This is a genomic window from Flavobacterium piscinae (assembly GCF_004122145.1).
Lineage (GTDB): Bacteria > Bacteroidota > Bacteroidia > Flavobacteriales > Flavobacteriaceae > Flavobacterium > Flavobacterium piscinae.
Genome location: NZ_SBKQ01000003.1, coordinates 183,327 through 197,573, shown reverse-complemented (window position 1 = coordinate 197,573; position 14,247 = coordinate 183,327). Strand labels below are relative to the sequence as shown.

The 14,247-nt window shown below is 37.0% G+C and carries 10 protein-coding genes and 1 tRNA gene; 4 read left to right on the top strand and 7 right to left on the bottom strand.

The genetic code is table 11. From position 1 onward, the window contains the following. Positions 1–373 precede the first annotated feature (373 nt). Positions 374–1,420, bottom strand: a complete 1,047-nt coding sequence (thiL, locus tag EQG68_RS03810) for a thiamine-phosphate kinase (RefSeq protein ID WP_129463456.1) — start codon at positions 1,418–1,420, stop codon at positions 374–376. A 114-nt stretch (positions 1,421–1,534) separates the two neighbouring features. Continuing rightward, complete coding sequence (gene lepA, locus EQG68_RS03805) at positions 1,535–3,331, bottom strand: translation elongation factor 4 (protein ID WP_129463455.1); 1,797 nt, start codon at positions 3,329–3,331, stop codon at positions 1,535–1,537. Positions 3,332–3,619: 288 nt separating this feature from the next. Between lepA and dusB the strand changes: the two genes are divergently transcribed. After that, positions 3,620–4,612 carry a tRNA dihydrouridine synthase DusB gene (gene dusB / locus EQG68_RS03800; protein ID WP_129463454.1) on the top strand — a complete coding sequence of 331 codons (993 nt, stop codon included), beginning with the start codon at positions 3,620–3,622 and terminating at the stop codon, positions 4,610–4,612. A gap of 1 nt (position 4,613) precedes the next feature. Here dusB and EQG68_RS03795 read toward each other — a convergent pair whose 3' ends face one another. Beyond that, positions 4,614–5,813: an ABC transporter permease gene (locus EQG68_RS03795; protein ID WP_164975382.1), complete on the bottom strand. Its 1,200-nt coding sequence runs from the start codon at positions 5,811–5,813 to the stop codon at positions 4,614–4,616. A gap of 1 nt (position 5,814) precedes the next feature. Further along, on the bottom strand, positions 5,815–6,207 hold the full coding sequence (rbfA, locus tag EQG68_RS03790; protein WP_112087008.1) for a 30S ribosome-binding factor RbfA: 393 nt from the start codon (positions 6,205–6,207) through the stop codon (positions 5,815–5,817). A 134-nt stretch (positions 6,208–6,341) separates the two neighbouring features. On the opposite strand from rbfA, the gene EQG68_RS03785 reads away from it, so the two are divergent. Then, positions 6,342–7,487, top strand: coding sequence for a cystathionine gamma-synthase (locus EQG68_RS03785; protein ID WP_129463453.1), 1,146 nt, complete (start codon positions 6,342–6,344; stop codon positions 7,485–7,487). A gap of 59 nt (positions 7,488–7,546) precedes the next feature. On the opposite strand, the gene EQG68_RS03780 is transcribed toward EQG68_RS03785, so the two are convergent. Next, a complete protein-coding gene (locus EQG68_RS03780) occupies positions 7,547–8,335 on the bottom strand; it encodes a THC0290_0291 family protein (protein ID WP_129463452.1) in 789 nt (262 codons plus the stop codon). 266 nt (positions 8,336–8,601) lie between these two features. On the opposite strand from EQG68_RS03780, the gene gdhA reads away from it, so the two are divergent. After that, a complete protein-coding gene (gdhA, locus tag EQG68_RS03775; protein ID WP_129463451.1) occupies positions 8,602–9,945 on the top strand; it encodes an NADP-specific glutamate dehydrogenase in 1,344 nt (447 codons plus the stop codon). A gap of 120 nt (positions 9,946–10,065) precedes the next feature. Beyond that, complete coding sequence (gene porZ / locus EQG68_RS03770) at positions 10,066–12,360, top strand: type IX secretion system anionic LPS delivery protein PorZ (protein ID WP_129463450.1); 2,295 nt, start codon at positions 10,066–10,068, stop codon at positions 12,358–12,360. A gap of 399 nt (positions 12,361–12,759) precedes the next feature. On the opposite strand, the gene EQG68_RS03765 is transcribed toward porZ, so the two are convergent. Together EQG68_RS03765 and rseP are read right to left on the bottom strand one after the other, a co-directional pair. Then, positions 12,760–12,833, bottom strand: a tRNA-Asn gene (locus tag EQG68_RS03765). Positions 12,834–12,922: 89 nt separating this feature from the next. Next, positions 12,923–14,245 carry an RIP metalloprotease RseP gene (gene rseP / locus EQG68_RS03760; RefSeq protein WP_129463449.1) on the bottom strand — a complete coding sequence of 441 codons (1,323 nt, stop codon included), beginning with the start codon at positions 14,243–14,245 and terminating at the stop codon, positions 12,923–12,925. Positions 14,246–14,247 lie beyond the last annotated feature (2 nt).

Below are 14,247 nucleotides of genomic sequence, written 5' to 3'. Positions count from 1 at the left end.
GAGCGATAGGCCCCAAACTATCGCTTTTTTGTTTTAATGAGCTAGTAAAAACCAATGAATTAAAACCTAACATTTAATTTGCGAATTTGCGGTTACATCAAGTTTACGGGAAACCACAATGAAAAAGGCAGAAACCCGTAACACATTCTGAGTAAAACCGTATTTAAATTTCTAGTAGGTCGCTATATCTTTACATCATCAATAACGAAGTAATTATTCATAATTAAAATATTGACCCAAGGACGTTCTGAGTAGCCAAATCGAATTAAAATACCACCCTTTTGCCCCAACAAAGGTTTATTTCATAAAAAAGCTACTGTGTTTTTGAAAGTTTAGATAAAAAAAGCGATAGCCCCAACTATCGCTTTTTTTATTATTCTGCTAAGGCATTCCAGCCTCTGGCTTTGAGTTCTATTTTTTGATTGGCTCTAGTGACTAAATGTTTGCCTTCACTTTCTTTTACCATGTGACCAATTACAGTTAAGTTTGGATTGGCTTTGATTTTATCGAAGTCTTCCAAAGCTATCGTAAATAACAATTCGTAATCTTCACCGCCGTTAATGGCTACTGTAGTGCTGTCGATGTTGAATTCTTCACATACCGAAATCAACTGAGGATCTAATGGTAATTTTTCTTCGTAAATCGTACAACCTACGTTAGATTGCTTACATAAATGCATGATTTCAGAGGAAAGTCCGTCGGAAATATCAATCATCGAAGTAGGTTTTACTTCCAGTTTTTCGAGTAATTCTTTGATGTCTTTTCGAGCTTCGGGCTTCAACTGTCTTTCGATTAAATAGGTATAATTATCCAAATCCGGTTGGTTGTTGGGATTCACCTGGAAAACTTGCTTTTCGCGTTCTAAGACTTGCAAACCCATGTAGGCCGCACCGATATCGCCGGTTACCACTAACAAATCGTTTGCTGCGGCTCCGCTTCGATACACAATATCTTCAGCATTCGCTTCGCCTAATGCGGTAATGGAAATGATCAATCCTTTTTGAGACGAAGTGGTATCGCCACCAATCACATCTACCTTATAGTGTTTTGAAGCAAGTGTAATTCCGGCAAATAATTCTTCCAACGCTTCGAGCGGAAATCGATTCGAAACCGCAATGGAAACCGTTATTTGAGTAGGCGTTGCATTCATCGCACAAATGTCGGAAACGTTCGCCACCACAGCTTTGTAGCCCAAATGTTTTAACGGCATATACGCCAAATCAAAGTGAACGCCTTCGATTAATAAATCGGTGGAAACAACGGTTTTTTTATCCTTGAAATCCAACACAGCTGCATCATCACCAATTCCTTTTAAGGTGGAAGATTGATTGATTTCAAAATGCTTCGTTAAATGGTCAATTAAACCAAATTCGCCCAATTGAGCAATGGAGGTGCGTTGAGGTGATTTTTCTTCTAACATAGTTTTTTTTCAAAAGACAAAGGTACGAAGGTTTTGAAAATAATTGAATTTAAAAAAACCCAACAACGCTCGTCATTGGGTTCTCATATACTTCTCAGCCACTCAGCATCTCTACTAATCATTCAACTTCAACACCGCCATAAACGCTTCTTGCGGAATCTCTACATTCCCCACCTGACGCATTCTCTTTTTCCCTTTTTTCTGTTTTTCCAACAGTTTTCGTTTACGAGAAATATCTCCTCCATAACATTTTGCTGTAACGTCTTTACGTAAGGCTTTTATCGTTTCACGAGCAATGATTTTGGCTCCAATAGCCGCCTGAATAGGAATGTCAAACTGTTGTCTTGGAATCAATTCCCGCAGTTTTTCACACATTTTCTTACCAATATTATACGCATTGTCTTCGTGAATCAAAGCGGATAAAGCATCCACTTGATTGGCATTCAAAAGCACATCCAATTTCACCAATTTCGAAGCACGCATCCCAATGGGGTGGTAATCAAAAGAAGCATATCCTTTGGAAACCGTTTTCAAACGGTCATAAAAATCAAATACAATTTCGGCCAACGGCATATCAAAATTCAACTCCACTCGCTCTGTAGTCAAATAGGTTTGATTAGTAATGATTCCGCGTTTTTCGATACACAAACTCATGACGTTCCCCACAAAATCGGATTTCGTGATGATGGTAGCTTTGATAAACGGTTCTTCAACTCGATCTAGTTTTGAAGGTTCCGGTAAATCAGAAGGATTATTTACAATCAAAGCTACATCCGGTTCTTTTTTGGTATACGCCAAATACGAAACGTTAGGAACAGTTGTAATCACCGTCATGTCGAATTCACGCTCCAAACGCTCCTGAATAATCTCTAAATGCAACATTCCCAAGAATCCACAACGGAAACCAAAACCAAGAGCCGCTGAACTTTCCGGAGCAAAGACCAAAGAAGCATCGTTCAGTTGTAATTTCTCCATCGAAGCCCGTAAGTCTTCAAAATCTTCAGTATCTACCGGATAAATTCCGGCAAAAACCATCGGTTTTACGTTTTCAAAACCGGTAATCATATTGGTCGTTGGGTTTTTGGCATCGGTAATCGTGTCACCCACTTTTACCTCTTTGGCTTCCTTAATTCCGGAAATCAAATAACCTACATCACCGGTAGAAATGACGTCTTTCGGAACTTGATTTAACTTCAACGTACCTACTTCATCGGCAAAATATTCTTTGCCGGTAGCCATAAATTTAATTTTCTGGCCTTTTCGAATCTCGCCGTTTTTCACACGGAAAATAACTTCAATACCACGAAACGGATTGTAATGTGAGTCAAAAATCAACGCTTGTAACGGTTCTTCTTTTTCCCCTTTTGGTGGCGGAATTTTCTCGATAATTGCCGCTAAAATATTCTCCACACCAAAACCGGTTTTTCCCGAAGCATGAATAATATCTTCTAAATCACAGCCTAATAAATCAATGATATCGTCGCTCACTTCCTCCGGATTGGCACTTGGTAAATCCACTTTGTTCAACACCGGAATAATTTCCAAGTCGTTTTCCAAAGCCAAATATAAATTGGAAATCGTTTGAGCCTGAATGCTTTGAGCCGCATCTACAATCAATAAAGCTCCTTCACAAGCGGCAATGGATCGCGAAACTTCATACGAAAAATCCACGTGTCCCGGCGTATCAATCAAATTCAAAATATATTTTTCGCCTTTGTAGGTATATTCCATCTGAATCGCGTGACTCTTAATCGTAATCCCACGTTCACGCTCCAAATCCATGTTATCCAGCAACTGAGCCTTTTCCTCACGAGCCGTAACGGTTTGAGTAGCACTTAGCAATCGGTCGGCTAGCGTACTTTTTCCGTGGTCAATGTGAGCAATAATGCAAAAATTTCGTATGTTCTTCATCTTCGTTTAATTCAATTTTTTTTGGGCGTTTTCTTTGGGCGTTCCCCAAGGGTCGGGCTTTTCGTTCCAAGTCCTCGTCACGGTTTCGCTATCGCTACACCGTTCCTGTGGGCTTTCCACTGCAATCCCTAACGCAAACCCTGCTCCATACAGAATTGTGTGCAAATATAAAGCAAAGTTTTGGATTTTAAAGGGATTAAACCTGACAGGTTTTCAAAACCTGTCAGGTTTAAAATTACCCCATTTTGCAAACCCCACCCGTTTCCCTATCTTTGCAAAAAAAATTCAATGCCAACAATCGGAAACATCATCTTACCCGACTTTCCCTTACTTCTTGCTCCCATGGAAGATGTGAGTGATCCGCCGTTTCGTCGCTTGTGCAAATTGCATGGAGCCGATTTGATGTATTCTGAATTTATTTCGTCTGAAGGATTGATTCGTGATGCGATGAAAAGCAAACAAAAATTGGATATTTTTGATTACGAACGTCCGGTGGGTATTCAAATTTTTGGTGGCGATGAAGAAGCGATGGAAATGTCTTCCCGCATTGTAGATGCAGTGCAACCCGATTTAGTAGATATTAACTTTGGTTGTCCGGTTAAGAAAGTGGTGTGCAAAGGTGCCGGTGCCGGCGTTTTAAAGGATGTTGATTTAATGATTCGCTTGACCAAAGCAGTGATTAAAGGAACCAATCTTCCGGTAACAGTAAAAACCCGTTTAGGTTGGGATGAAAACTCAATCAACATTGATGAAGTCGCGGAACGTTTGCAAGACATTGGTGTGCAAGCGTTAACTATTCACGCAAGAACGCGTGCTCAAATGTATAAGGGCCATTCCGATTGGTCGCACATTGCTCGTGTCAAAAATAATCCTAGAATTACGATGCCAATCTTTGGAAACGGCGACATCGATTCGCCTGAAAAAGCATTGGAATACAAAAATAAATATGGTCTTGACGGAATGATGATTGGCCGTGCCGCCATTGGTTATCCGTGGATTTTTAACGAAATCAAACATTATTTCAGAACCGGAGAACATTTACCGGAACCCTCTATGAAAGACCGTATTGAAGCCGCCCGAAATCACCTAATCTGGTCAATGGAATGGAAAGGAGAACGAGTTGGGATTTTTGAAATGCGTCGTCATTACACCAATTATTTCAAAGGCATACACGGATTCAAAGAATACAAACAAAAATTAGTTACCACCGATGGAGCAATGGCTTTAATGGATGTTTTTGAAGAGATTGCACAGGTATATGCGAATTACCAGACAGTTTAATTTATTCCAGTAGTTTTTTATTTACTCTACTACTGGCAATCCAAGAGGCAAGAAATCCTAAAACGGCAATCGTAACAATCACAATTAATACATTTGTAAAGGAAAACCGTACCGGATAGGCCATGCTTTGATTAATCATAATAAACCCAAATTGTTGTTGAAGAAGCGTGACAATAATTCCCATTACCAAACCAATCACACATCCTAAAAAGCAAATTAAAAACCCTTGATAAAGGAATATTTTTCTTAAATCTTCTACATCAGCACCTAAATTGAACAAGGTTTTTAAGTTTGATTTCTTTTCTATGATAATCATAATCAAAGCACCTACTAAAGTGAAAAGCGTCACAGTAATTACCAAAGAAAAAATTAAATATAAAACCAAATTTTCTGTGTTCAACATTTTATAGAGCGATTCATTGAGTTGAGCTCTGTTCTTGATGACAACAGTATCTTCCAGAATTTTTTCAAGCGAAGCAATAACCTCCGATTCGTCGGCATTTGGTTCAAGTTTTACCTCGATTCCTGAAATTTGATTGGGTTGATAGGCCAATAATTCTTGAACAATACTTAAATCGGCAAAAACATATTTTTGGTTGAGGTCTTCATTGATAAAATAAAACCCAACCGGAACTAAAACGGAACGGTTAAATGCTCCATCCGGTGAATCAATTGTCCCTTTTCCCGGTTTAGGGACGAAGGTTTCAAATACATTGACCAAATCAAACAAACCCATGGAAAGTTTTTGACTTATCCCATGTCCAACCACAACTTGCTCTGAATTTTCTTCAATCCATTGCCCTTGAAAGATAGTTTTTTCAACTTGGTTTACTTGATTAAAATTTTTGTCAACACCTTTAATGTTGGACAAAATATCTTTTCCGTTAAAGGTAAAAAGAGCTCGTTCTTCAATGATTTTACTGAAATGAGATACTCCTTCGATTTTGCTGATTTCGTTTTCCTGTTGCGGACTGATAAAGATTGTTTTTCCGGTTTTGGCAACCGCCTTTAAATCCGGATCAAAGTCGTTTGAAAAGGATAAACTGAAATCTTTTAATCCACTGAAAACAGACATAACCACAAACAAAGCCATAGTTCCAACAATTATTCCCACGGAGGCAATGATTGTGATGATGTTTATAGCAGTGTTTTTACTACCGCTAAATAAATAACGTTTGGCTATGTAAAGCGGAAATTTCACGTTAGAATTTCTTTCTTTTTTCTAGAAGATTTGGGTTTTCAATTGGGTTTTCATCACCGGTAAGGGCTTTGTCAATTTTTTCTATATAATCTAATGAGTCATCTATATAGAACGATAAGTTGGGTACTTTTCTCAATTGAAGCTTTACCCGCTGTGATAAGTCATGTTTAATTAAAGGCGTATTCGATTTTATAGCCGCTAAGATTTCCGGACCTTTATCAGTCGGAAATACACTTAAATATACTTTAGCAATTGATAAATCGGTTGTAACCGAAACTTTTGAAACGGAAATGATTAAGTTAGTAATTCCGTTTTTACGTACTTCTCCTTGCAAAATATCTACCAAATCATTTTGCAAAACGGTTCCTATTTTCTTTTGTCTGTTTGTTTCCATGATGCAAAAGTACAGATTTTTGTGCTTATTTAAATTTTAAATGGTTTCACTTCCAATTTATTTATTGAATCTTTAGCAATAAGTTAGAAAATTTATAAAAGGCAACTTCTTATCTTTGCACAAACAAATAACTTATGAAGTTCAATACAAAAGTCATACATGGTAATCAACACCATGATCCAAGTACGGGAGCGGTTATGCCACCGGTTTATAACACCTCTACTTTTGCACAAAAAAGTCCGGGTGTTCCGATTAATCATTACGAATACAGTAGAGCAGCCAATCCTACTCGTCAAGCATTAGAAGATGCCTTGGCCAGTATTGAAAACGGTGTTCGCGGTTTAGCATTTTCATCAGGTTTAGCGGCAACAGATTCCGTTTTAAAATTGCTTAAACCTGGTGATGAAGTAATCTCAATGGATGATTTATACGGAGGAACGTATAGAATGTTCTCTCGTATCTATCAAGATTTTGGGATTAAGTTCCATTTTGTGGATATGAATGATTTGGAGAAATTTCAATCGTTAATCAATGCCAATACAAAATTAGTTTGGGTTGAAACTCCCACTAATCCATTGATGAAATTAGCGGATATAGCTGCAATTGCTAAAATTACAAACGAAAGAAAACTGCTATTTGCTGTTGACAACACTTTTGCCACAGCATATCTTCAAAAACCATTGGATTTGGGTGCGGATATTGTCATGCATTCCGCAACCAAATATTTGGGAGGACATTCCGATGTGATTGCTGGAGCTCTAGTGGTGAAAGATGCGGAATTAGGAGAAAAATTACACTTTGCTCAATTTGCTACCGGAGGAACGCTAGGGCCACAAGACAGTTATATGGTATTGAGAGGAATTAAAACCTTACACCTTAGAGTACAAAGACATTGCGAAAACGGCATGAAAGTGGCTGAATTTTTGAGCAACCATCCGGAAGTAGAGAAAGTTTTTTATCCGGGTTTACCGGATCATCCGTTTCATGCCATTGCCAAAAAACAAATGATTGGCGGTTTTGGCGGAATGGTTTCCTTTACTTTCAAATCTGGAAAAAAAGCTGATTCAATTTCTTTTTTAGAAAAATTAAAAGTGTTCACTTTGGCAGAATCATTGGGGGGAGTTGAATCATTGGCGAATCATCCGGCTTTGATGACACACGCTTCCATTCCGGAAGAAAAACGAAAAGAAATCGGAATTTCAGACGATCTGGTTCGTTTAAGCGTTGGCGTAGAAGATATTGATGATTTGTTAGCCGATATTGAACAGGCTTTCAGATAAAACAAAAACCCGTCAACTTTTTGCTGACGGGTTTTTTGTTTTGTATTATAAAAATTCGATTAATCTAAATAATAAATGTAACCTACATTTAACCAAACCAACCAGTCGTTCGCTTTATTTTCTTTGTACACATCCGGATTCGGATTTAAACCATCCACCCAGTTGGAGAAATAATATTGCCAACGCAAATCAATCATTAAATCGGAAAGAACGGTTAATTTATATCGCGTTCCAATACTAGCCACTACAGACCAAACTGTTCCGGCTTCGTTAGTCACTCCATCGATATATTTCACCGGAGTAACTTCTAATAACTCACCTAAACCTGGTCCTAATGTGGAATAAGCCTCTGGTTTGTAGAAACTAAATTGTGCTCCTAAACTAACAAAAGGGCCTAGCTTACCTTGCGTGGCAGAAAATTCTCTTATACTTAATGGGAAATATTCCAATTGCATTCCAATGTTGGTTACAGATGTGCTTCCTTTCATACCTCTTAACTGTTGAGCAAAGACTGAAGTTCTGCTGTCATCAACCCATTTTCCATAATGCTCCAAGTTAGTTTTATTGTATGATAGTTCACTTCTTAACTTAAAATGGTCATTAAAATAAGTAGGAGTTGCATAACAGTTACAATCTGCTCGGTAGGAAAAGTTCATGTAATGAATAATTCCAATTCCAAAGCCGGTATTTCCAAAGTTTGTTTCGCCGTCGCCACGAACGCCATAGTCTGATTGAAAAGCAACCGGACCAACAATCGCACCAACTTCATGCGAAAAACCAAACTGTGCTTTAACGGTATTGTTAAAACCAAATAATAGCAATAAGGTAATTATAAGATATTTGGGCATTTGCATATATTTTAAATGACAATTCTCGACAAATATATAAAAACATAATTCACTTGTAAAATAAAATGAAAAAATACTTCTATATATACGAAAAAAACTAAAATTTGTTTTAAATGTTGTGAATTTGTATTGATTTAATCTTGATTCCTTAACAAAAAAATAAATCTACTGAGAATATAAAAAAAATTATACCTATATTTTAATAAAATGTATATTTGTCGCAACAAACGAAAACGTTTTCATAAAGCGTTATTAAACTAATAATCATGACAGAAAGTATTCACTCTTTTGTTGAAGCAGTAGCTAAAAAAAATCCAAACGAACCTGAATTTTTACAGGCTGTTAAGGAAGTTGCCGAAACGGTTATTCCTTTTATTGAGCAAAATAAAAAATACCAAAACCAAATGCTTTTGGAGCGTATGGTTGAGCCGGAACGCGTGATCATGTTTCGAGTAACATGGATTGATGATGCCGGAAAAACACAAGTAAACCGTGGTTACCGAATTCAAATGAATTCTGCCATAGGTCCATACAAAGGTGGAATTCGTTTTCATCCTTCTGTTAATTTAAGTATATTAAAATTCTTGGCTTTTGAGCAAACATTCAAAAATAGTTTAACAACTTTGCCAATGGGTGGCGGTAAAGGAGGTTCAGATTTTGATCCAAAAGGAAAATCAGATATTGAAATTATGCGTTTTTGCCAAAGTTTCATGACTGAATTGTCCAAACACATTGGAGCAGATACCGATGTTCCTGCCGGAGATATTGGTGTTGGAGGTAGAGAAGTTGGCTATATGTTCGGTCAATACAAAAGACTTAGAAACGAGTTTACAGGCGTTTTAACCGGAAAAGGGATTTCTTTCGGAGGATCGTTAATTCGTCCGGAAGCTACCGGTTACGGGAACGTATACTTTGCTCAAAGTATGTTAAACACCAAAGGAGATAGCTTTAAAGGAAAAATTGTAACTGTTTCCGGGTCCGGAAACGTAGCACAATATGCAGCTGAAAAAGCAACCGAATTGGGTGGGAAAGTAGTAACATTATCTGATTCATCAGGATATATTTATGATGCAGACGGAATTGATGCTGAGAAATTAGCTCACGTCATGCACATCAAAAATGAATTAAGAGCTAGAATCAGTGAGTATGTAAAAAAGTATCCAAACGCAAAATATGTTGACGGGAAACGTCCATGGGAAGTAAAATGTGATATTGCATTGCCTTGTGCTACTCAAAACGAATTAAACGAAGCAGAAGCAAAAGCTTTAATTGCCAATGGATGTATTTGTGTGTCTGAAGGAGCCAACATGCCTTCTACACCGGAAGCTATTGAAGCATTCTTAAAAGCAAAAATATTATTTGCCCCGGGAAAAGCATCTAATGCAGGTGGTGTAGCTACTTCTGGTTTAGAAATGTCGCAAAATTCCTTGCGTTTAAGCTGGACATCTGAAGAAGTTGACCAACGTTTAAAAGGAATTATGGCCAATATTCACGAAGCATGTGTAAAATATGGTTCAGACGGGAAGGGCTATGTTGACTATGTAAAAGGAGCAAATGTGGCCGGTTTTGTTAAAGTAGCCGATGCCATGTTAGGTCAAGGAGTAGTATAATTTCAACCTTAATAATTAAAATAAAGAGCTGTCTGAAAATGACAGCTTTTTTTATTCTCCAAATATTAAAAGTAGGATTCTTTCGTTTTAACTATATTTGTGTGTCAATTTAATCTGCTGATGAAGAACTTTTTTTGGATTGTAGTATTATTTATATTTCCGTTTGAGAATATTTCACAAAACCTTTTGTGGCAAGGTTATTTTTCCTATAACGAAGTTCGCGATCTGTCAGAATCTGAAAACCGACTTTTTGCCGCTTGTGAAACAGCATTGTTTTCTAAAAATCGTTCTACCAACGAAATAAATACAGTCAACACGGTTGATGGACTTTCCGGAGAAACCATTTCCACAGTTTACCACAGTCAACAATATAACAGAACTTTTGTGGGGCATAACAACGGGTTATTAATTATGATTAATGAAGCCACTGAAGAAATAACTTTATTAGTTGGAATTCGTGATCAAGCCGGTGGAATTCCGCCCAATAAAAAGAAAATCAATCACATTTATGAGTACAATGATAAACTCTATATTTCCACAGATTTTGCTTTAGTAGAATTCAAATTAACCGATTTTACATTTGGCGACACGTTTTATATCAGTCCAACCGGAGCCCAAGCAGAAGTATTAGAAACGACAGTATTAAACGAAGAAATTTATGCTGTTACCTTAAATCACGGGATTCGTCAGGCTCCATTATCTAATCCAAATTTGGTTAATTTTAATGCTTGGCAAACGTTCTATGGTGATTTTTGGAAAGGGATTGTTACGTTTAACAATCAACTTGTAGCGATTAACTCCAATAACATACTGTATAGGTTTAACGGAACCAATCCAATTGCAATATTAAATGTTGGTCAGCCTTTTGTTGATTTACGAAGTAGGGGAGATAAATTGGTGGCAACTACATCCTCTCGTGTTGTGGTGATGAATGAATCGTTTGCACAAATAGTAACGGTTCAAAGTTCATCAATCCCGGATTTAACCTTAACTTTTACATCAGGCACTATCATCGGAGACTCCATTTATATTGGCACATTTGAAAACGGTGTGATAGAAACAACAATAACGAATCCATCTTTATTCGAAGTTTTGTTACCACAAGGACCAAATAAAAATAATATTTTTTCGATCACCATTACACCATCAGGAACGTTATGGGCTACTTTTGGGGATTATTCTCAATTCAACAATCCTTACCCTTTAGACGAATTTGGAATCAGTAAATTGTCTCAAGAAGAATGGTTGAACATACCCTATGAAGAATTACTTGAGGCAAAATCTATTGTTCGTGTAACCGTAGACCCAACCAACGAAAACATTGTTTATGCAAGTTCTTATTTTTCTGGTTTATTAAAATTAGAAGATGATGTTGCTACCACAATTTATAACACTACAAATAGTGGGTTACAATCTTTAGTTATCCCCGGTAACCCAACCTACGGTCCTGATATTCGGGTTGAACAAACCGCTTTTGACAAAGAAGGTAATCTTTGGGTTTCAAACGGTTTAATTGCCAATATGCTTAAAGTGTTTCGTGCAAATGGACAATGGCAGTCTTATGATGTAAGTGATGTTTTAGGAGGTTTTACCAGTAACTCCAGAATGTCTGTAGACAAGAACAATACCAAATGGCTTTGTACTTTAGATGAGGGACTTCTTGCTTTTAACGAAAATTTCGGCAACCGTTTGATAAAAATTACAGAAGGACAAAACGAAGGGAATTTACCCTCATCTGCTGTGCAATGTGCTGTTGTGGACAATAGAAATCAATTGTGGATTGGCACCCGAAGAGGATTACGCGTTTTGCCCTCTGTTGATCGTTTTTTAAATGAAGAAGAACTCACTACCAATTCCATTATTATTTTAGATGAAGGTTTGGCTCAAGAACTTTTATTCGGTCAATTTATTACCGATATTGCTGTAGATGGAGCCAACAACAAATGGATTGGTACAGCCGATGCCGGTGTGTTTCAGTTTTCGCCAAATGGTCAGCAAACGTTACAGCGTTTTACTTCGGCCAATTCGCCTTTGCCAAGCAATGTTATCAATGATATCGAAATAAATGGAACCACAGGTGAAGTTTTTATTGCCACTTCCAAAGGAATGGTGTCTTTCAAAGGAACCTCCACCAAACCCAATGACAATCTTAAAGACGTGTATGTTTACCCCAATCCGGTTCGTCCTGGGTTTGAAGGTACTGTAAAAATCTCCGGACTCACAAGCAAAGCCAACGTAAAAGTGACCGACATCGAAGGGAATCTAGTCTACGAAGAAATCTCCGAAGGTGGCACGATTGAATGGGATACCACCGCATTTGGAAAATACAAAGTAGCTTCCGGTGTCTATATGATTTTTATTTCTACGGATGATGCGTTGGATACTACGGTTAAGAAGGTGATGATTGTAAGGTAGATAATTGAAAATCGTTTATTTTTTTTAAATAAAAAAAGACCTCACATTTCTGATAAATTTTAAATGAATATTATTTTGTTAAATTGTGTTTAAAAAATCTATAAGCCAAAGAAATAGCAAAACACCATAAGTAATTACAAGCACACCAATACAGCCTATTACAAACGCAAATTTATGCTTTCTACATTCAGTAAAGGATTTACTTTTATTTGAAAAAATCCATATAAAAAATCCACCTAATACTACTATAGTAAAATGACCTCCAGACATTTTTTTTGTTTTGAATCTATAAAATTGGTTTTGGACTTGATCCCTTTCCATCTTATAACAAAAATAGAAAATGTTTCAGATATGTTTCAGTCAATAAAAAAAAGCCTGACATTGCTGTCAAGCTTTTTGCTCCCCCTCTTGGGCTCGAACCAAGGACCCTCTGATTAACAGTCAGATGCTCTAACCAACTGAGCTAAGGAGGAAGGTGTATAACCTTTTTTGCGAGTGCAAATATAAAGCGAAAAATGATTTATCCAAACAAATTCTGCACTTTTTTACACTTTTTACTTTATTATTTTCCGGTGACCAAATGCCAGATGTCGTTACCAAATACTAATGCCATCAATGTCAGCAAAATAACTACACCAATCGTTTGAGCCACTTCTAATGTTTTTTCCGTTGGTTTTTTGCGGGTTATCATTTCGATTAGAATAAAAACAGCATGACCGCCATCTAAGCCAGGAATCGGAAGCACATTCAAGAATGCTAACCACACTGAAAACATCGCCGTAAACGACCAAAAGAAGGTCCAATCCCACGTTGGTTTGAAAATTTTAAACATTCGCAACGGACCACTCACTTGTTTGTATGCTTCGGTTTTGGTATTAAAGATAATTTTAAATTGTTTGATTTGTCCGGTTAAGGTGGAAATGGTTTTATGAAAGCCGGCAGGAATAGATTGTATAAAAGAAACTTCTTTTGTTACATATGCTTTTTCCAAAACACTAAAACGGTTTGCAAAACCAAGTTTTCCTTCTTTGGTTGTTTTGGCTTTTATGTTTAGCGTTTCATTTCCTCTAATTACTTTTAAATCTATGGAATCATTTTTATGTTGACCGATTACCGTGTTGAATTCATCAAAAAAAGTGGTATTTTTATCATTAATAGCCACAATTTTATCACCCACTTTTAATCCGGCCATTTCTGCTTGCTTCCCGGGAAGTAGTGAATCCACAACGGTTTCTTCTCGTGCAGCTAAAAAGTTTTTTCCGGCTCTTTTGATTACATCACGTTTACCTTCGTCAGACAAATCAAAAGTCAATTCTTTGCCATCTCTTAAAATGGTAATATTATCGCCAAATAAAATTTCCAAAGGCAATTGCTCAAATTTTGTTTGCGTTTTTCCATCCACTTTTAAAATTTGATCTCCGTTTTTTAATCCCAAAATGGTTCCAACCGAATCGACTGCAATTCCGTGTTTAATTTTTGAATTATCTACAAAATTATCTCCGTGGTTAATGAATAAACACGCATAAATGATCCAAGCCAAAAAGAAATTGACAATCACACCACCCATGATGATGATTAAGCGTTGCCAAGCCGGTTTACTGCGGTATTCCCATGGTTGAGGTTCTTGTTTCAATTGCTCCTTGTCCATGCTTTCATCAATCATTCCGGCAATTTTTACATAACCACCCATTGGCAACCATCCGATACCGTATTCGGTTTCGCCGATTTTTTTCTTTACCAACGAAAACCAAGGATTAAAGAAAAGATAGAATTTTTCAATTTTTGTTTTAAAATATTTTGCCGGTAAAAAATGACCTAACTCGTGCAGAATAACCAAAAAAGAAAGACACAAAATTAATTGTGCTATTTGAATTAATGTTTCCATTG